At 71.9% G+C, this 17,315-nt stretch carries 15 protein-coding genes and 1 tRNA gene; 5 read left to right on the top strand and 11 right to left on the bottom strand.

What is annotated here, in order from left to right; all coding sequences use genetic code 11:
- The first annotated feature begins 1 nt into the window (after nt 1).
- Nucleotides 2–364 carry a VOC family protein gene (locus ACFV0T_RS13395; RefSeq protein ID WP_385777830.1) on the top strand — a complete coding sequence of 121 codons (363 nt, stop codon included), beginning with the start codon at nt 2–4 and terminating at the stop codon, nt 362–364.
- 13 nt (nt 365–377) lie between these two features.
- Here ACFV0T_RS13395 and ACFV0T_RS13390 read toward each other — a convergent pair whose 3' ends face one another.
- Complete coding sequence (locus tag ACFV0T_RS13390) at nt 378–1,055, bottom strand: TetR/AcrR family transcriptional regulator (protein WP_351144349.1); 678 nt, start codon at nt 1,053–1,055, stop codon at nt 378–380.
- The gene (locus ACFV0T_RS13385; RefSeq protein WP_385777827.1) at nt 1,052–2,050 is read right to left on the bottom strand and encodes an acyl-CoA desaturase; all 999 of its coding nucleotides are present in this window, start codon (nt 2,048–2,050) and stop codon (nt 1,052–1,054) included. Before ACFV0T_RS13385 ends, ACFV0T_RS13390 begins: the two co-directional genes overlap by 4 nt.
- A gap of 289 nt (nt 2,051–2,339) precedes the next feature.
- Between ACFV0T_RS13385 and ppc the strand changes: the two genes are divergently transcribed.
- Nucleotides 2,340–5,084 (top strand): phosphoenolpyruvate carboxylase, encoded by a 2,745-nt coding sequence (ppc, locus tag ACFV0T_RS13380; RefSeq protein ID WP_385777824.1) that lies wholly within the window; start codon nt 2,340–2,342, stop codon nt 5,082–5,084.
- Nucleotides 5,085–5,224: 140 nt separating this feature from the next.
- On the opposite strand, the gene ACFV0T_RS13375 is transcribed toward ppc, so the two are convergent.
- The 7 genes from ACFV0T_RS13375 to ACFV0T_RS13345 form a co-directional block, all read right to left on the bottom strand.
- Nucleotides 5,225–5,716 carry a hypothetical protein gene (locus ACFV0T_RS13375; protein WP_385777821.1) on the bottom strand — a complete coding sequence of 164 codons (492 nt, stop codon included), beginning with the start codon at nt 5,714–5,716 and terminating at the stop codon, nt 5,225–5,227.
- A 157-nt stretch (nt 5,717–5,873) separates the two neighbouring features.
- Nucleotides 5,874–6,476, bottom strand: coding sequence for an aminoacyl-tRNA hydrolase (gene pth, locus ACFV0T_RS13370; RefSeq protein WP_385777818.1), 603 nt, complete (start codon nt 6,474–6,476; stop codon nt 5,874–5,876).
- An 86-nt stretch (nt 6,477–6,562) separates the two neighbouring features.
- Nucleotides 6,563–7,159, bottom strand: a complete 597-nt coding sequence (locus ACFV0T_RS13365; protein WP_385777816.1) for a 50S ribosomal protein L25/general stress protein Ctc — start codon at nt 7,157–7,159, stop codon at nt 6,563–6,565.
- 192 nt (nt 7,160–7,351) lie between these two features.
- Entirely contained in the window at nt 7,352–8,326 is a 975-nt protein-coding gene (locus ACFV0T_RS13360) for a ribose-phosphate diphosphokinase (protein ID WP_385777813.1), read from the bottom strand.
- Between the two features lie 134 nt (nt 8,327–8,460).
- The gene (gene glmU / locus ACFV0T_RS13355) at nt 8,461–9,909 is read right to left on the bottom strand and encodes a bifunctional UDP-N-acetylglucosamine diphosphorylase/glucosamine-1-phosphate N-acetyltransferase GlmU (protein WP_385777810.1); all 1,449 of its coding nucleotides are present in this window, start codon (nt 9,907–9,909) and stop codon (nt 8,461–8,463) included.
- Between the two features lie 119 nt (nt 9,910–10,028).
- A tRNA-Gln gene (locus ACFV0T_RS13350) sits at nt 10,029–10,100 on the bottom strand.
- A gap of 27 nt (nt 10,101–10,127) precedes the next feature.
- Nucleotides 10,128–10,385, bottom strand: a complete 258-nt coding sequence (locus ACFV0T_RS13345; protein WP_385777807.1) for a hypothetical protein — start codon at nt 10,383–10,385, stop codon at nt 10,128–10,130.
- A gap of 161 nt (nt 10,386–10,546) precedes the next feature.
- On the opposite strand from ACFV0T_RS13345, the gene ACFV0T_RS13340 reads away from it, so the two are divergent.
- Nucleotides 10,547–11,893 carry a sensor histidine kinase gene (locus ACFV0T_RS13340; RefSeq protein WP_385777804.1) on the top strand — a complete coding sequence of 449 codons (1,347 nt, stop codon included), beginning with the start codon at nt 10,547–10,549 and terminating at the stop codon, nt 11,891–11,893.
- Here the strand turns inward: ACFV0T_RS13340 and ACFV0T_RS13335 are convergent.
- A complete protein-coding gene (locus tag ACFV0T_RS13335) occupies nt 11,880–12,374 on the bottom strand; it encodes an SUKH-3 domain-containing protein (protein WP_385778087.1) in 495 nt (164 codons plus the stop codon). The genes ACFV0T_RS13340 and ACFV0T_RS13335 overlap by 14 nt on opposite strands.
- A gap of 62 nt (nt 12,375–12,436) precedes the next feature.
- Nucleotides 12,437–12,973 carry a YwqJ-related putative deaminase gene (locus ACFV0T_RS13330; protein WP_385777801.1) on the bottom strand — a complete coding sequence of 179 codons (537 nt, stop codon included), beginning with the start codon at nt 12,971–12,973 and terminating at the stop codon, nt 12,437–12,439.
- A gap of 302 nt (nt 12,974–13,275) precedes the next feature.
- Here ACFV0T_RS13330 and ACFV0T_RS13325 point away from each other — a divergent pair, with 302 nt between their 5' ends.
- Together ACFV0T_RS13325 and ACFV0T_RS13320 are read left to right on the top strand one after the other, a co-directional pair.
- A complete protein-coding gene (locus tag ACFV0T_RS13325; protein WP_385777798.1) occupies nt 13,276–14,289 on the top strand; it encodes an SMI1/KNR4 family protein in 1,014 nt (337 codons plus the stop codon).
- An 8-nt stretch (nt 14,290–14,297) separates the two neighbouring features.
- On the top strand, nt 14,298–17,255 hold the full coding sequence (locus tag ACFV0T_RS13320) for an SUKH-4 family immunity protein (protein ID WP_385778085.1): 2,958 nt from the start codon (nt 14,298–14,300) through the stop codon (nt 17,253–17,255).
- Nucleotides 17,256–17,315: the final 60 nt, after the last annotated feature.

Genomic DNA, 17,315 nt, shown 5'->3' with positions numbered 1-17,315 from the left:
CGTGCTGACCGGCGTCGACCACGTCCAGCTCGCCGCTCCGCCCGGCTCCGAGGACCTGCTCCGCACGTACTACGCCGACGCTCTCGGGATGACCGAGATCCCCAAGCCGCCGGCACTGGCCGCGCGCGGCGGCTGCTGGTTCCAGGCCGGTCCCGTGCAGCTCCACCTCGGCGTCGAGCCGGACTTCCGCCCCGCCCGCAAGGCCCACCCCGGTCTGCGGGTCACCGGGATCGAGGCGTACGCGGCCCGGCTGGCGGCGCACGGCGCGCCGGTCACCTGGGACGGCGACCTGCCGGGCCACCGGCGCTTCTTTTCGCGGGACCCGGTGGGCAACCGGCTGGAGTTCCTTGAGCCGACCGGGTGAGAACGCGGCTGTCTCAGCTCTTGCGATGCCCTATCAGCCGGGGCTTGGCCTCCAGCCCGTCCAGGCCGTGCCACGCCAGGTTCACCAGGTGTGCCGCGACCTCCGCCTTCTTCGGGCGGCGCACGTCCAGCCACCACTGGCCGGTCAGGGCGACCATGCCGACCAGGGCCTGGGCGTAGAGGGGGGCCAGTTTCGGGTCGAAACCGCGGCTCTTGAACTCGCGGCCCAGGATGTCCTCCACCTGGGTGGCGATGTCCGAGATCAGCGAGGCGAAGGAGCCCGTCGACTGGGGGATGGGGGAGTCACGGACCAGGATGCGGAAGCCGTCCGTGTACTCCTCGATGTAGTCCAGCAGAGCGAACGCGGCCTGTTCGCACAGCTCACGGGGGTGACCCGCGGTGAGCGAGCCGGTCACCATGTCCAGCAGACGCCGCATCTCCCGGTCCACGACGACCGCGTACAGGCCCTCCTTGCCGCCGAAGTGCTCGTACACCACCGGCTTGGACACCCCGGCCTTCGCCGCGATCTCCTCCACCGACGTGCCCTCGAAGCCCTTCGCGGCGAACAGCGTGCGACCGATCTCCAGCAGCTGCTGGCGGCGCTCGGCACCGGTCATACGGGTGCGACGAGCGCGCCGGGGCTTCTCATTGCTGGGGGTGCTGCTGGGATCGGTCGCCACGCCGTCAATCATGCCGCGTCGGCGGTCGCCGTCCCCTGTCGGGAGCCGTCCTCCCCCGTCCTGCGGCGCGAATCGATACGCGAGCGTGACGGCCACCGCACGTCGGACGCCCAGCCCAGCTGCTCGAACCAGCGGATCAGGCGTGCGGAGGAGTCCAGCTGCCCGCGCTCCACGCCGTGCCGTGCGGAGGTGGGGTCGGCGTGGTGCAGGTTGTGCCAGGACTCACCGCAGGACAGTACGGCCAGCCACCACACGTTGCCCGAGCGGTCCCGGGACTTGAACGGGCGCTTGCCGACCGCGTGGCAGATCGAGTTGATCGACCAGGTGACGTGGTGCAGCAGTGCCACCCGGACCAGCGAACCCCAGAAGAAGCCGGTGAACGCGCCCCACCAGGACATGGTCACCAGGCCGCCGATCAGCGCCGGCAGCGCCAGCGACAGCAGCGTCCAGAGGATGAACTGCCGGGAGATCGCCCGCAGCGTCCGGTCGTTGACCAGGTCCGGTGCGTACTTGTCCTGCGGGGTCCGCTCCTCGTCGAACATCCAGCCGATATGCGCCCACCACAGGCCCTTCATCAGGGCCGGGACCGTCTCGCCGTAGCGCCAGGGGGAGTGCGGGTCGCCCTCGGCGTCGGAGAACTTGTGGTGCTTGCGGTGGTCCGCGACCCAGCGGACCAGGGGGCCCTCCACCGCCATCGACCCCGCGATCGCCAGAGCGATCTTCAGGGGCCGCTTGGCCTTGAAGGAACCGTGCGTGAAGTGACGGTGGAAACCGATCGTGATGCCGTGGCACCCCAGGTAGTAGAAGAAGACCAGCAGACCGATGTCCAGCCAGCTCACTCCCCAGCCCCAGGCCAGCGGCACCGTGGCGAGGAGCGCGAGGAACGGGACGACGATGAACAGCAACAGGGTGAGCTGCTCGATCGAGCCCTTTCGCTCGCCGCCCAGAGTGGCGGCGGGCACAGGCGCCTGCGGGGCGTCTTTGATCACGTCGGGGCGGGTGGTCATGGGCGTCCCCTGTGGGGTCGAGGGTGGAGGGGTGCGGCGTCGACGGAACTGTGCGGTGCTTCCTACGGTTCCGTAACCTACGGCGTCGCAAGTATGGCAGCGCGCCGCCCGGCGGCAAGAGCCCGACAGCCTGCGCGTCCGCGTCGACACCTATCCTTGGAGTCGGTCGGACAGCGCGGTCCGCTCTGATTCATTCCCGGATGCCCGGCCCGTATGCGGCAGCCGCCGCGCGAGACGTTCCTCCGGGTTCCCTCCCAGACGAGCTTCAACACTGCAAGGAGCCGCACCTGTGAGCAGTGCCGACGACCAGACCACGACGACCGGCAGTGAGCTGCGCGCCGACATCCGCCGGCTGGGTGACCTCCTCGGCGAGACCCTCGTCCGGCAGGAGGGCCCCGAGCTCCTCGACCTGGTCGAGAAGGTCCGCCGCCTCACCCGCGAGGACGGCGAGGCCGCCGCCGAGCTGCTGCGCGGCATCGAGCTGGACACCGCCGCCAAGCTGGTCCGCGCCTTCTCCACGTACTTCCACCTGGCCAACGTCACCGAACAGGTGCACCGTGGTCGCGAGCTGCGCGCCCGCCGCGCCGCCGAGGGCGGCCTCCTCGCCCGTACGGCCGACCGGCTGAAGGACGCCGACCCGGACCACCTGCGCGAGACGGTCAAGCACCTCAACGTGCGTCCCGTCTTCACGGCGCACCCGACCGAGGCCGCGCGCCGGTCGGTGCTGAACAAGCTCCGGCGCATCGCCGCGCTCCTGGAGAGCCCGGTCATCGAGTCCGACCGGCGCCGCCACGACACGCGGCTGGCCGAGAACATCGACCTGGTGTGGCAGACGGACGAGCTGCGCGTCGTGCGCCCCGAGCCCGCCGACGAGGCCCGTAACGCCATCTACTACCTGGACGAGCTGCACGCGGGCGCCGTCGGTGACGTCCTGGAGGACCTCACGGCGGAGCTGGAGCGCGTCGGCGTCAGCCTCCCCGACGACTCCCGCCCGCTCACCTTCGGCACCTGGATCGGCGGCGACCGCGACGGCAACCCCAACGTGACCCCCGAGGTCACCTGGGAGGTGCTGATCCTCCAGCACGAGCACGGCATCAACGACGCCCTGGAGATGATCGACGAGCTGCGCGGCTTCCTGTCGAACTCCATCCGCTACACCGGCGCCACCGAGGAGCTCCTGGAGTCCCTCCGGACCGACCTCGAACGGCTGCCCGAGATCAGCCCCCGCTACAAGCGGCTCAACGCCGAGGAGCCCTACCGGCTCAAGGCCACCTGCATCCGGCAGAAGCTGGAGAACACCAAGCAGCGTCTGGCCAAGGGGACGCCCCACGACCCCGGCCACGACTACCTGGGCACCGCCGAGCTGCTGCACGACCTGACGCTGATCCAGACCTCGCTGCGCGAACACCGCGGCGCCCTGTTCGCCGACGGCCGCATGGACCGCACCATCAGGACGCTGGCCGCCTTCGGCCTCCAGCTCGCCACCATGGACGTCCGAGAGCACGCCGACGCCCACCACCACGCCCTCGGCCAGCTGTTCGACCGCCTCGGTGAGGAGTCCTGGCGGTACGCGGACATGCCGCGCGTCTACCGGACGAAGCTGCTGGCCAAGGAGCTGCGCTCGCGCCGCCCGCTGGCCTCGACCCCGGCGCCGGTGGACGCGGCCGGCGCGAAGACCCTCGGCGTCTTCCAGACGGTCAAGCGGGCCCTGGAGGTGTTCGGCCCCGAGGTCGTCGAGTCGTACATCATCTCCATGTGCCAGGGCGCCGACGACGTCTTCGCCGCCGCCGTCCTGGCCCGCGAGGCCGGTCTGATCGACCTGCACGGCGGCTGGGCCAGGATCGGCATCGTGCCGCTGCTGGAGACCACCGACGAGCTGAAGGCCGCCGACACGATCCTGGAGGACATGCTCTCCGACCCCTCCTACCGGCGCCTGGTCGCGCTGCGCGGGGACGTCCAGGAGGTCATGCTCGGCTACTCCGACTCCTCCAAGTTCGGCGGCATCACCACCTCGCAGTGGGAGATCCACCGCGCACAGCGCCGGCTGCGGGACGTCGCCCACCGCTACGGCGTCCGGCTGCGCCTCTTCCACGGCCGCGGCGGCACCGTCGGCCGCGGCGGTGGCCCCTCGCACGACGCGATCCTCGCCCAGCCCTGGGGCACCCTGGAGGGCGAGATCAAGGTGACCGAGCAGGGCGAGGTCATCTCCGACAAGTACCTGATCCCCTCCCTCGCCCGGGAGAACCTGGAGCTGACCGTCGCGGCCACCCTCCAGGCCTCCGCGCTGCACACCGCCCCCCGCCAGTCGGGGGAGGCGCTGGCCCGCTGGGACGCCGCGATGGACGTGGTGTCCAACGCGGCCGAGGCCGCCTACCGCGGCCTGGTCGACGACCCGGACCTGCCGGCGTACTTCTTCGCCTCGACCCCGGTGGACCAGCTCGCCGACCTCCACCTGGGCTCGCGTCCCTCCCGCCGGCCCGACTCCGGCGCCGGGCTCGGCGGTCTGCGTGCCATCCCGTGGGTGTTCGGCTGGACCCAGTCCCGGCAGATCGTCCCCGGCTGGTACGGCGTCGGCTCCGGTCTGAAGGCGCTGCGCGAGGCAGGCCTGCGGCAGGAAGGAGACACCGTGCTCGACGAGATGCACGAGCAGTGGCACTTCTTCCGCAACTTCATCTCCAACGTCGAGATGACCCTCGCGAAGACCGACCTGCGGATCGCCCGGCACTACGTCGACACCCTGGTCCCGGACGAGCTCAAGCACGTCTTCGACACCATCAGGGCCGAGCACGAACTCACCGTCCGCGAGGTGCTGCGCATCACGGGCGAGCGGGAACTGCTCGACGCGACGCCGGTGCTGAAGCAGACGTTCACCATCCGTGACGCCTACCTCGACCCGATCTCCTACCTCCAGGTCACCCTGCTCAAGCGGCAGCGCGACGCCGCCGAGGCCGGCGAGCAGCCCGACCCGTTGCTGGCCCGGGCCCTGCTGCTGACGGTCAACGGCGTGGCGGCCGGCCTGCGCAACACCGGCTGACCTCCGCCTCCGCGCACACCGGTGCCCCCGAGCCCGCACGGGCCGGGGGCACCGGTACGTCCGGACATCCGGTCCCGGGAGTCCGCGGTTCCGCCGGGGCCGGGGCCGCGGCGCATCCGTACCCGCGCGGCCGTCCGCGCCTACTGCACCGCCACGAACGCGGTCGTCAGCAGCAGGGCCCCCGCCCCCGCCATCACCCACGCCACCCGCGTCCGCCGCAGCCCGCCCGCGACCACCACCGAGGCGAGCAGCAGCGCGCCGCCCAGCGGGACCCACGCGTAGAGCACTCCGGCCGGCCCCGAGCGGACCACCTCGTCCCCGTCCGGTTTCACCACGACGTCGTACGTCTGTCCCTTGCGGACCGCGACCGACTTCCTGATGACGACCGCTCCGCGGGCCGTCGACCCGGGCGACAGCGGGGTGTACGGGCCGGTGCACGTGTCCGCGCCGCAGCCGGTGATCCGGACCGTGCCGCTCTCCCGGCCCTTCGTCAGCATCACGTGCTGGGCTGTCGCCCAGGACGCCCACACCCCCGCGATGAGGATCAGCACGGCGACCGTGCCCATCGCCGCGAACCGCCCGAACCGCATGACGGCTTGGGCACCTTGAGTGGACGGGACGGCAGAGGGCATGGCCGCGATCCTTGGCCATCGCCTTGCGGAAAGTCAATGCGGTTCGTGGCGTGGAGTCATACGTCCGCTACAGGCGGTGTGTCCGCCATGCGACGCGCATCCGCTACGGGCGATGTGTCCGCTACGAGTCGTACGCACGCTACGAGCCGTACGCCCGCTACGAGTTGTACGTCGACTGAGCCCGCTCCAGCCCCTCGATGACCAGACACTCCACCGCGTCCGCCGCCCGGTCCACGAAGTAGTCCAGTTCCTTGCGCTCCGCCGATGAGAAGTCCTTCAGCACGAAGTCCGCCACCTGCATCCGCCCCGGCGGCCGGCCGATCCCGAACCGCGCCCGGTGATAGTCCGCGCCCATCGCCTTCGTCATCGACTTCAGCCCGTTGTGCCCGTTGTCACCGCCGCCCGACTTCAGCCGCAGCACCCCGTAGTCGATGTCCAGTTCGTCATGGACCGCGACCACGTTCGCGAGCGGAACCTTGTAGAAGTCCCGCAACGCGTTCACCGGGCCGCCCGACAGGTTCATGAACGACATCGGCTTCGCCAGGATCACCCGCCGGTTCGCCGGACCCGGCGGACCGATCCGGCCCTCGACGACCTGGGCCTGCGCCTTGCTCGCCCGCTTGAACCTCCCCCCGATCCGCTCGGCCAGCAGATCGGCCACCATGAACCCCACGTTGTGCCGGTTCATCGCGTACTCCGGCCCGGGATTGCCCAGCCCCACGATCAGCCAGGGGGCGTTGGTGTCGGTCGTCACGTGCATGTCTCCTTGGATACGCGCCAGCCGCTGCCCCCATTTCAGAACCCTGAAGGGAACAGCGGCTGACGAGAAAACGACGACGGCGAGGATCAGGCCTCGGCGGCCTCGTCGCCCTCACCCTCGGCACCCTCGGGCGCCTCCTCCGCCTGCGCGGCCAGCACCTGGAGGACGACGGTGTCGTCCTCGACGGCCAGCTTCACGCCGGACGGCAGGGTGATGTCCTTGGCGAGGACGGAGGCACCGGCCTCCAGGCCCTCGACGGACACCGTGAGCGACTCGGGGATGTGGGTGGCCTCGGCCTCGACCGGCAGCGCGTTGAGCACGTGCTCCAGCAGGTTGCCGCCGGCGGCCAGCTCGCCCTCGGCGTGCACCGGGATCTCGACGTTGACCTTCTCGCCACGCTTCACGAGCTGAAGGTCGACGTGCTCCAGGTCGCCCCGCACGGCGTTGCGCTGGACGGCCTTCGGGATCGCCAGCTCGTTGGACTTGCCGTCGATGTCCAGGGAGATCAGGACGTTCGACGTACGCAGCGCCAGCAGCAGGTCGTGGCCCGGCAGCGTCAGGTGGATCGGGTCCGAACCGTGGCCGTACAGCACACCGGGAACCTTGTGGTCACGGCGGATACGGCGGGCGGCACCCTTGCCGAACTCGGTACGGGTCTCGGCGGAGATCTTGACCTCGGACATGATCACTCCTCGTAGTGTCAGAAAGGCGGACGTGGTCACCCGGCCACGAACGGCCTGCTACGAAGAGCGCGTCGATAACGGACAGCCGAACTCCCCGCATGAGAACGGAGAACGGCCTCCCTCGCCGAGCAACTTCGACAGTCTACTCGGACAGGGAGGCCGTACCCAAAAGGATCTTTACGACGCCGCTGCCTACTGCTCGTCGAACAGGCTCGTCACCGAACCGTCCTCGAACACCTCGCGCACCGCGTTCGCGATCGTCGGCGCGATGGACAGCACCGTGATCTTGTCCACCTCCAGCTCACCCGGCGTCGGGAGGGTGTTGGTGAACACGAACTCGCTGACCTGAGAGTTCTTCAGCCGGTCCGCCGCCGGTCCCGACAGCACACCGTGCGTCGCCGTCACGATGACGTCCTCCGCGCCGTGCGCGAACAGCGCGTCCGCGGCGGCGCAGATCGTCCCGCCCGTGTCGATCATGTCGTCGACCAGGACACAGACGCGGCCCTCGACCTCACCCACGACCTCGTGGACGGTCACCTGGTTCGCCACGTCCTTGTCGCGCCGCTTGTGCACGATGGCCAGCGGCGCACCGAGCCGGTCGCACCAACGGTCCGCCACCCGCACCCGGCCGGCGTCCGGCGAGACGACGGTGAGCTTGGAGCGGTCCACCTTCCGGCCCACGTAGTCCGCGAGCAGCGGCAGCGCGAACAGATGGTCGACGGGCCCGTCGAAGAAGCCCTGGATCTGGTCGGTGTGCAGATCGACGGTGAGGATGCGGTCGGCACCCGCCGTCTTCATCAGGTCCGCGATCAGACGCGCCGAAATCGGTTCACGGCCACGGTGCTTCTTGTCCTGCCGCGCGTAACCGTAGAACGGCACGATGACCGTGATGGAGCGGGCCGACGCGCGCTTCAGCGCGTCGATCATGATCAGCTGCTCCATGATCCACTTGTTGATCGGAGCCGTGTGGCTCTGGATCAGGAAGCAGTCCGCGCCACGTGCCGACTCCTGGTAGCGGACGTAGATCTCCCCGTTCGCGAAGTCGAAGGCCTTCGTCGGGACAACCCCGACACCCAACTGCTGGGCGACCTCCTCGGCAAGCTCGGGGTGGGCGCGGCCGGAGAAGAACATCATCTTCTTCTCGCCGGTCGTCTTGATCCCGGTCACAGCACTGTCTCCTCAGAGGTGTCTCAGCTGGGTGTCGAGAGGCCTGCTCAGCTGACTATGAACGGCCGTCTCAGCTGGTGGGGTGCGGGTGTGCACTTATCACGGTACGCCGTCCCAGACGCACCCGTTTCCGGTCAGCTTTCGCCGGCCGGCTCCCGGGAAGCCGTCTCGGCCGCCTTCGCCGCCGCGCTCCCCGGACGCTTGCGGGCCACCCAACCCTCGATATTCCGTTGCTGGCCACGGGCCACGGCCAGCGAGCCGGGCGGCACGTCCTTCGTGATCACGGAGCCGGCGGCCGTGTAGGCACCGTCCCCGACCGTGACGGGAGCCACAAACATGTTGTCCGAACCGGTACGGCAGTGCGCGCCGACCGTCGTGTGGTGCTTGTCCTGCCCGTCGTAGTTCACGAAGACACTCGCGGCACCGATGTTCGTGAACTCGCCGATCGTCGCGTCACCGACATAGGACAGGTGCGGCACCTTCGTCCCCTCGCCGATCGACGCGTTCTTCGTCTCCACGTACGTGCCGACCTTCGACTTCGGGCCCAGCCGGGTACCCGGACGCAGATACGCGTACGGCCCCACGCTGGCCCCCGGACCCACGGTCGCCCCGTCGGACACCGTGTTGTCCACCCGGGCCCCCGCGCCCACCTTCGTGTCCTTCAGCCGGCTGTTCGGGCCGACCTCCGCACCCTCGGCGAGCTGCGTCGAGCCCTGGAGCTGCGTGCCGGGGTGCACGATCACGTCCTGCCCGAACGTCACCGTGACGTCGACCCAGGTCGTCGCCGGGTCCACCACCGTGACCCCGCCGAGCATCGCCGCGGTCAGCAACCGGTCGTTGAGCATGCGGCGCGCCTCGGCGAGCTGCACCCGGTTGTTGATGCCCACGATCTCGCGGTGGTCCCGCGCGACCGAGGCACCCACGCGGTGACCCGCCTCACGCAGAATCCCGAGCACGTCCGTCAGGTACTCCTCGCCCTGGCTGTTGTCCGTACGCACCTTGCCCAGCGCGTCGGCCAGCAGCCGGCCGTCGAACGCGAAGACGCCCGAGTTGATCTCCCGGATCGCCCGCTGCGAGTCGCTGGCGTCCTTGTGCTCCACGATCGCCGTCACGGCGCCCGACGCGCCCTCGCGCACGATGCGGCCGTACCCGGTCGCGTCCGGCACCTCGGCCGTCAGCACGGTCACCGCGTTGCCGTCCTCGGCGTGCGTCGCGGCGAGCCGGTGCAGGGTCTCCCCGGAGAGCAGGGGGGTGTCGCCGCACACGACCACGACGGTCCCGTCCACCGTCTCGCCCAGCTCCTCCAACGCCATGCGGACGGCGTGGCCGGTGCCGTTCTGCTGCTCCTGGACGGCCGTACGGGCCTTGGGGTCGATCTCGGTGAGATGCGCGGCGACCTTCTCGCGGGCGTGACCGACCACGACGACGAGGTTCTCGGGGTTCAACTCACGGGCGGCGGCCAGCACATGGCCCACGAGGCTGCGGCCGCAGATGTCGTGCAGGACCTTGGGTGTGGCCGACTTCATACGGGTGCCCTCACCCGCTGCGAGTACGACGACGGCGGCCGGGCGGATGGCGCTCACGGGGTTGCCCTTCGGCTGTGGAGGGTGGGGACATCCGCAGGATACCGGGGCGTTTCGTGAGAGACATGAGAGCGGGCCCTGACAGTCCTGTCAGGGCCCGAACTCGCGCCTCGCTGAGGCTCCCCCGCCAGGACTCGAACCCGGACAGATGGCACCAAAAGCCACAGTGCTGCCAATTACACCACGGGGGATCAATGTCGGCTAAACCAGACAATTGGTCAGGTCGCCGAGTTGGCACCCAACACTATGCCGTACCAGGCGCCTTCCGTGCGACGGTACGACGCGGCGCCGCTGATGACGTAGATGATCAGGCGGCCTCGGTTGAGGATGTCGTCGCTGGCTTCGCTGTCGATGCTGTCGATGTGTGGCCGGTTCCGGATCTGGTGTCGGCCGGGTCCCGCCCGCCGCAGGGCGGCCGCCCGCTTCCGCGGCCCGTCGAAGTCCGTGTACTCGTCGTCCGAATGTGCCATAGGCATGCCGTCCAAGCGGAATGTGAGGTTCCGGGGTCGAACGCTCGGTGGTTCAGTAGTTCGAGGAATACCGGGGGGTTTCGCTGCTGTGCGATGGCGGGGTGTGGTGTAGGCCAGTCGTGGAAACTCGCCGGAAAAGCCCGGCCCGCCGCCCGTAGGCTGGGGACATGACCACGACGGGGGAAGACCGCGCCGCGGCCCGCACGGGGCCGTGGTGGTGGGCGAGGTGGCGTAGTGCCGCGTTGGACGGGGCGCTGGCGGCGGTGTCCGCGATGGAATGCGCGTTCGAGGGTGTGCGATTCGGGCGGGACGCGGGGATCCCGTTGGCCGCGGGGGTGGGGTTCGGGCTGCTGGCCGGTTCCGTCCTGCTGATCCGGCGGAAGTGGCCGATCGCCGTCGTGCTGGTGTCGATCGCGATCACCCCGGCCCAGATGGGCTATCTGATGGGCATCGTGGGGCTGTACACGCTGGCCGCGTCGGAGCTGCCCCGCCGGATCATCGCCTCGCTGGCGGGGATGTCCCTGGTGGGGACGCTGATCGTGATGCTGGTGCGGGTGCGCCAGGACATGGCCCGGGGGGATTTCGCGCTGGGTGACTGGTTCATCCCGTTCGCTTCGATCACGACGTCGCTGGGGCTGACGGCGCCGCCCGTGCTGCTGGGCCTGTATGTCGGGGCGCGGCGGCGGCTGATGGAGAGCCTGCGGGAGCGGGCCGACAGCCTTGAGCGGGAGCTTCAGCTGCTGGCCGAGCGGGCGGAGGAGCGGGCGGAGTGGGCGCGTAACGAGGAGCGGACGCGGATCGCGCGGGAGATGCATGACGTCGTCGCGCACCGGGTGAGCCTGATGGTGGTGCACGCTGCCGCGCTCCAGGCGGTGGCCCGGAAGGATCCGGAGAAGGCGGTGCGCAACGCCGCCCTGGTCGGGGACATGGGGCGGCAGGCGCTGACCGAGCTGCGGGAGATGCTCGGGGTGCTGCGCAGCGGTGACGGTGCGGCGGGGCGGGGGGAGCGTCCGTCGGTGCCGTTGGCCGCGGTGGGGGCGGCGGCGGCCGCGGCGGCCTCGCGGGCGGCCGACGAGGCGGAGGGGCCGTGCCTGGAGGAACTGGAGGAGCTGGTGGGGCAGTCGGCGGCCGCGGGGATGGTCGTGGATCTGTCGGTGGAGGGCGAGTCGCGGTCGTATCCGCCGGAGGTGGAGCAGACGGCGTACCGGGTGGTGCAGGAGGCGCTGACGAACGTCCACAAGCACGCGGCGGGCGCGAAGACGTATGTGCGGCTGGCGCATCGGCGGTCGGAGATCGCGATGCAGGTGGAGAACGAGCCGCCGTCGGAGGCGTCCTCGGCGTCGTCGGCCCGGTTGCCGTCGGGTGGCAACGGGCTGGTCGGGATGAAGGAGCGGGTGGCGGCGCTCGGGGGTGCGTTCGTGTCGGGGCCGACGAACGCGGGCGGCTTCCGGGTGTCGGCGGTGATCCCGTCGGTGCCGCCGGTCGCGGCGGCGCAGCGGTTCACCCCGCGGTGAGCCGGACGGGTTCGATGCCGCAGACGAGGACGGCGAGGGCCTGGTCGAGGTCGGGGCCGAGGTACCAGTCGCCGGTGTGGTCGAGGGTGTAGACGCGGCCTTCGGTGTCGATGGTGAGGACGGCCTGGGTGTCGGTCTCGGCGCCGAGGGGGCAGACCTCGGTGTCGAGAGCGCGGCCGAGGTCGCCGAGGGTGCGGGCCATGTGCAGGCCGTGCAGGGGGTCGAGGTGGAGTGAGGCGGGGGTCACCTGGCGGCCGGGGCCCGCGGGGGTGATGTGCAGGCCGCCGAACTCGGCCCAGGCCTCCACGGCGGCGGGGAACACGGTGTGGCGGTGTCCGGCGGGCGAGGTGTGTTCACGCAGGGTGTCGGCCCAGATCTCGGCCTGTTTGATGTCCCATCGTCCGGGCTGCCAGCCGGCGGCGCGCAGGGCGGCGTCGACGGGTACGGGAAAACGGGTGGTCGAGGTGCGGTCCGGATGCATCTGCCCTGCGTTCGTCGGGGTCATGGGGTGGTGCGGGGGAGCGTGGGGGAGGGGGAGTGGGATCAGCCGACGGTTTCCGTGGGGTCGACGATGCGGACGCCGAAATGGGCGCTGAGGGCGGTGCAGGCGCGGCAGGGCGCGGCGAAACTGCCGTGGAGGGGGTCGCCGTCCTCGCGGATGCGGCGGGCGGTGAGTTTGGCCTGCTTGAGGATCTTGCGGGCCTCGCCGTTGGTCATCGGTTTGCGGGCGGCGCGTTTGGTGCGGGCGGCGTCGGCGGCTCCGAGATGGCGGGAGATGAGCAGTGCCTCGGCGCAGCGGCCGGTGAACCGGTCGCGCTGGGCGCTGGTGAGGGTGTCGAGGAAGTCCTGGACCAGGGGGTGCAGGGCGGGGGGCTGGTCGCCGCGGGCGGCGGTGCCGGTGAGGGTGGCACCGCGTACGGAGAGGGCGGCGGCGATGGTGGGGAGTATGCCGTCGCGGCGGTGGTGGAGCGTGGGCGCCTGGGCCGTTTCGGTGGCGCTCCAGCCCACCCGTGGGTCCCCGGACGTGGCTGGGCGTGGCCCGGCCTGCGGCCCCGTTTGCGTCGCGTTCATGATCGTCATCCCCTCCCGAGCATCCCCCCGGCGGACCCAGGGTGCCAAATCGCGTGGCGGGTGCGGAAGCTGGGGCGGTGCGACACGCCCGGGTCTGGGCGAGCTGTCACGGCGGGGTGACGGCTGGTCACGGAAGTGGAGGCCCGGTGACCGGTGTCGCCGTACCGCATAGGCTGTCGGCACCGTGCTGCGCGCGGTCAACGCGCGTGGGAGACCGTAGGAGACAGTCCGATACGGGCCGTGGTGCGCCGGAGCCGGGAGCGGAACCGGAGTGCTGGGGGTCGTACAGAGTGCCGCAGGGGGCAACCGCCATGACGACAGGTCGGCTCGGGCAAGCCGCGCCGCCGAACGCGGCCTATGCCGGGCAGGTCGTGCACTTTCCGGATCCGGTCCGGGCCGCCCGCCACCCGAGGGGGGTGCAGGTCGACGAGCACGGTTATCCCGACTTCTCGCCGTACGCGCGCGCCGCCGCGGAGATCGCGGAGCCGCCGGAGGGTTTCGGGGTCGACGAGTTGCGGCTGACGGACTACGTGTCGGCGAACGCGGCGTTGTCGGCGTCGGGGCACGAGCTGTGGGACACGGTGGCCGACGTGGCCACGCCCCATGGCTGGACGTGGCACCACGTGGTGGGTTCGCGGCGGCTGGAGCTGGTTCCGGTCGAGGTGAAGGCGTTGCTGCGGCACCACGCCGGGATCGCGACGACGGTGGTCGACCAGGGGAAGCGGGGGACGCGGCCGTTGCAGGAGACGCGGCCCGCGCACTTCGGGCTGCCGAAGTCGGGTGTCGCGGTGTCGGAGCAGCAGGTGCAGGGGGTCGAGGAGGACCTGGGGTACCGGCTGCCGGGTGCGTACCGGTCGTTCCTGAAGGCGGCCGGCGGCTGTGCGCCGGTGGGCACCGCGCTGGACGCGGAGTTGGGGCTGCTGATCGACCAGCCGTTCTTCACGGTGCGGGACGAGGCGGCGGTCAACGACCTGGTGTATGTGAACAAGTGTCTGCGGGACCACCTGACCAAGGATTTCCTGGGGGTCGGTTTCGTGCAGGGCGGGTTGCTGGCCGTGAAGGCGAAGGGCGACCGGATCGGTTCGGTGTGGTTCTGCGCGTACGACGACGTGCGGGACGTGGATCCGGGGTGGGCGCCGGCGGAGCGGGTGGAGCGGTTGCTGCTGCCCTGCGGTGAGGACTTCGACGCCTTCCTGTCGCGACTCGCGGGCAGCCCGCCGGAGTTGGAGACGGTGGCGAACCTGATGGTGGACGGCGGGTTCGCGCGGGCGGTGCCGGTGTCCGCGGCGGATTCCGCCGTGTCAGCGGCTTCGGTGGGGGAGTGACTTCGGCGATGGTGACGTACGCGCAGGCGCAGGAGCGCGCGGAAGAGTGGGTCAACGGGGACGTTCCGGCGTACCAGCATCGTGAGGTGCGGGTGCGGGAGTTCGAGCTCGGGTTCGTGGTGTGGGCCGAGGACCGCGCGGACGGGCCGCGTTCGGACGGGGGCGCGCAGCGGCTGGTGATCGCGCGGGACAGCGGGGAGGCCACGTTGTGGCCCGCGCTGCCGGTGGGCGAGGTGGTCCGCCGGTACGAGGAGGAGTACGGCCGGGCCGAGGACGCGGTGGCCGATGCGGTGCCGGCGCCCGCGGCGCGGGTGGATCTGAACCAGACGTCGTTCTTGTTGAGTCCGCCGGAGTGGTTGCAGGAAGCGGCGGACAAGCTGGGCATTCCGGACCGCCGGGGCGAGGGTGCCCGGGCGGCCGCCGGTGGCTCCGACGGGGCTTTCGGGGGCGGGAGTCCGCTTCCGGAGACTCAGGTGGGGGTGCCGGGGGCGGCGGCCGCGTCCGGTGGTGCGTCCGGTCATGCGGCGGCGCGCGGTGGGGCGAGTGCGCCCGGCGTGCAGGGCCCGCAGGGCGGCGCGTCCGGCAGCGGGGTGTCGTGGCCCGCCGCGGGGGCGGGGAGCGACGACGGCGCGGGAGCGCCCGGTGTGCCCGCGGGGGCGACGCCCTGGGCGGGTACGGACACCAACGGGGACTCCGGTGACGACCGTTCCGTGCCGCTGCCCGCGACCGTGTTCGCGCCGCCGCTGAGCGGCGCCGACGACGTCCCGCCGCCCACGGTGCGGCCGGACGCCGAGACGGCGCTGATGTCGGGCGGCAGCCGGCTCCCGCCGACGGCGGTGACGCCCGTGCGCGACAGTTCGTTCCCGCCGGGGGCGCCCGGTGCGCCGTACGGGTATCCGCAAGGACAGCAGTCGGCTCCGGGCGCCCCCGCGCCAGGGGCCGTGCCGGGCGGTACGCCTCCGCCGCCGCCGGGTGCCGAGTCGTACGGCTATCCGCAGGGACAGCAGTCGGCTCCGGGCACGCCTCCGCCGCCCGGTGCCCCGCTGTACGGGTATCCGCAGGGACCGGGTGCGCCCGGCGGTCCGGGTGCTCAGGCCGGTCCGCCGGCGGGTGGTCCGCAGGGTGCGCCCGCGCCGGGTGCGTCCTCGTACGGGAGCCCGCAGGGTCCGCCCCGGCCGCTGCCGCCGAACGCCGGGGACATCGCCGACGCCGCGACCAGCAAGGCGGCGCCGCCGCGTCGGGCGCGCGGTGGCGCCGGTGCGCCGCCGCCTCCGCCGGGCGTTCCGGGCGTTCCGGGTGCGCGGCCGGACGGCCCGCCGCCTGCCGCGCCGTCCGGTCCCGGCGCGCCGGGGACTCCGGCGGGCGGTTACGTGCCCACGCAGTTGGTGTCGGCGCTCGGGCCCGACGGGCCCCAGGGGCCGGGTGCTCCCGGGATGCCGCCCGCGCCGGGCGCGCCCGGCGGTACGCCGCCGGGAGGTGTCCACCACGCCGCCACGATGCTGGCCGACCCCGGCCGGATCGGCGCGGGCGCTCCGGGCGCTCCGGGCGCTCCGCAGCCTCCGGGCAGCCCGGGCATGCCGCCCGCGCCGCAGCCTCCGGGCACCCCCGGTGTGCCTCCCGCTCCGGGCGCGCCGAATCCGCCCGGCGCTCCGGGTGCGCCCAACCCGCCCGGCGTCCCCGGTTTCCCGGGTGCGCCCGCCGCCCCGGGAGTTCCAGGCGCCCCGGGTGTTCCAGGCGCCCCGGGTGTTCCCGGTTCCGTAGGGGGCGGGCAGGGTGCCGTGCACCACGCGGAGACCATGCTGGCCGGCCCCCCGGTGGGGGCCCCCGGCGCGTTCCCGCCGCCCGCGCCCGGCACCCCCGGTATGCCTGGTGCTCCCGGTATGCCCGGCGCCCCCGGCATGGCTCCGGGAGTGCCTCAGCCGATGGCGTCCGGCGCCGTGCCGCCCGGTGCCATGCCGCCGCCCGGTCAGCCCGTGCCGCCGCCCACCGCGCAGCCCACGGTCGGTCCGGGTTACCAGGCCGTGTTGCGCTACCGCGCGCAGGACGGATCCGAGCAGCAGCTGATCCGGCGTTCCGCGCCGGGCACGCCGCACCCGGAGTGGCAGATCTTCCACGAGCTGCGTGGCATGAACGTCCCGCCGGACCAGGTGCTGGAGCTCCACACGGAGCTGGAGTCGTGCGCGCTGCCGGGTGCGTACTGCGCGCGGATGATCCGTGAGCAGTGGCCGCAGGCGCGGATCGCGAGCATCGCGCCGTACGGCACGGATCACGCGAGCCGGCAGCAGGGCATGCAGCAACTACTGGCGCATCAGGGCGAGTTGCACCAGGTGGCGGACGGTCCCGCGCGCCCGGCACCGGTGCGTGCGCCGTTGCCGCCGGTGCAGGCGGCGCCGCCGATCCCGCCCGAGGGTGTCGCGCAGGAGCTGGCGGCGGCGTTCGGGCCGGGGGTCTTCCGGTTCGAGCAGGCCGCGGTGTCCCGGCAGGGTGTGCCGCCGGTCGTGGCGCACACGCTGGTGGTGGCGGGTCTGCCGGCGGACATGGGCCCGTTCTTCTGGGCGCAGGCCCAGCCGGGACGGCCGGTGCCGACCCTCGCGGAGCTGGCGCAGGAGCGCGGTGTGCAGCCGGCGCCGGACGCGGGCTCGTACCTGGTGATGGGCAGCGACTTCGGCAAGGCGATCTGTGTGCAGTACGGCACGGCGAACATCGTCGCCGTGCCCGTGGAGGCGGGGCCCGGCGGTGTGTCGGTGCCGCCGCAGTTCGTGAACACGGGTCTGCCGGAGTTCGCCCGCTGTCTGGCGCTGCTCGGCCGGATGTGGCGGCTGCGCTTCGGCCTGAACCAGGAGCAGGCGGCCCGCTGGACCGTCGACTTCCAGGCTCAGCTGGTCTCGCTGGACCCGGCGGCGCTCGGCTCGCCGGAGAGCTGGTGGTCGGTACTGCTGGAACAGATGTGGGACGGGCTGCTCTGACCAGCAGGAGCGGCGGATCCAGCGGACGAAGAGCGGCGGCCCCGGTCGAGTGACCGGGGC

Origin of the sequence: Streptomyces sp. NPDC059582 (assembly GCF_042735715.1) — a bacterium.
In the GTDB taxonomy this organism is placed as follows: Bacteria; Actinomycetota; Actinomycetes; order Streptomycetales; family Streptomycetaceae; genus Streptomyces.
The sequence above is the reverse complement of the archived record's forward strand: the minus strand, read 5'-3'. Positions and strand labels throughout refer to the sequence as shown.

What these genes read in the sequence shown, in the direction of transcription:
- ACFV0T_RS13390 (WP_351144349.1), bottom strand. Translation starts at nt 1,055, where the DNA reads ATGATTGACGGCGTGGCGACCGATCCCAGCAGCACCCCCAGCAATGAG.
- ACFV0T_RS13385 (WP_385777827.1), bottom strand. Translation starts at nt 2,050, where the DNA reads ATGACCACCCGCCCCGACGTGATCAAAGACGCCCCGCAGGCGCCTGTG.
- ACFV0T_RS13375 (WP_385777821.1), bottom strand. Translation starts at nt 5,716, where the DNA reads ATGCCCTCTGCCGTCCCGTCCACTCAAGGTGCCCAAGCCGTCATGCGG.
- pth (WP_385777818.1), bottom strand. Translation starts at nt 6,476, where the DNA reads ATGCACGTGACGACCGACACCAACGCCCCCTGGCTGATCGTGGGGCTG.
- ACFV0T_RS13365 (WP_385777816.1), bottom strand. Translation starts at nt 7,159, where the DNA reads ATGTCCGAGGTCAAGATCTCCGCCGAGACCCGTACCGAGTTCGGCAAG.
- ACFV0T_RS13345 (WP_385777807.1), bottom strand. Translation starts at nt 10,385, where the DNA reads ATGCCTATGGCACATTCGGACGACGAGTACACGGACTTCGACGGGCCG.
- ACFV0T_RS13340 (WP_385777804.1), top strand. Translation starts at nt 10,547, where the DNA reads ATGACCACGACGGGGGAAGACCGCGCCGCGGCCCGCACGGGGCCGTGG.
- ACFV0T_RS13335 (WP_385778087.1), bottom strand. Translation starts at nt 12,374, where the DNA reads ATGCATCCGGACCGCACCTCGACCACCCGTTTTCCCGTACCCGTCGAC.
- ACFV0T_RS13330 (WP_385777801.1), bottom strand. Translation starts at nt 12,973, where the DNA reads ATGACGATCATGAACGCGACGCAAACGGGGCCGCAGGCCGGGCCACGC.
- ACFV0T_RS13325 (WP_385777798.1), top strand. Translation starts at nt 13,276, where the DNA reads ATGACGACAGGTCGGCTCGGGCAAGCCGCGCCGCCGAACGCGGCCTAT.
- ACFV0T_RS13320 (WP_385778085.1), top strand. Translation starts at nt 14,298, where the DNA reads ATGGTGACGTACGCGCAGGCGCAGGAGCGCGCGGAAGAGTGGGTCAAC.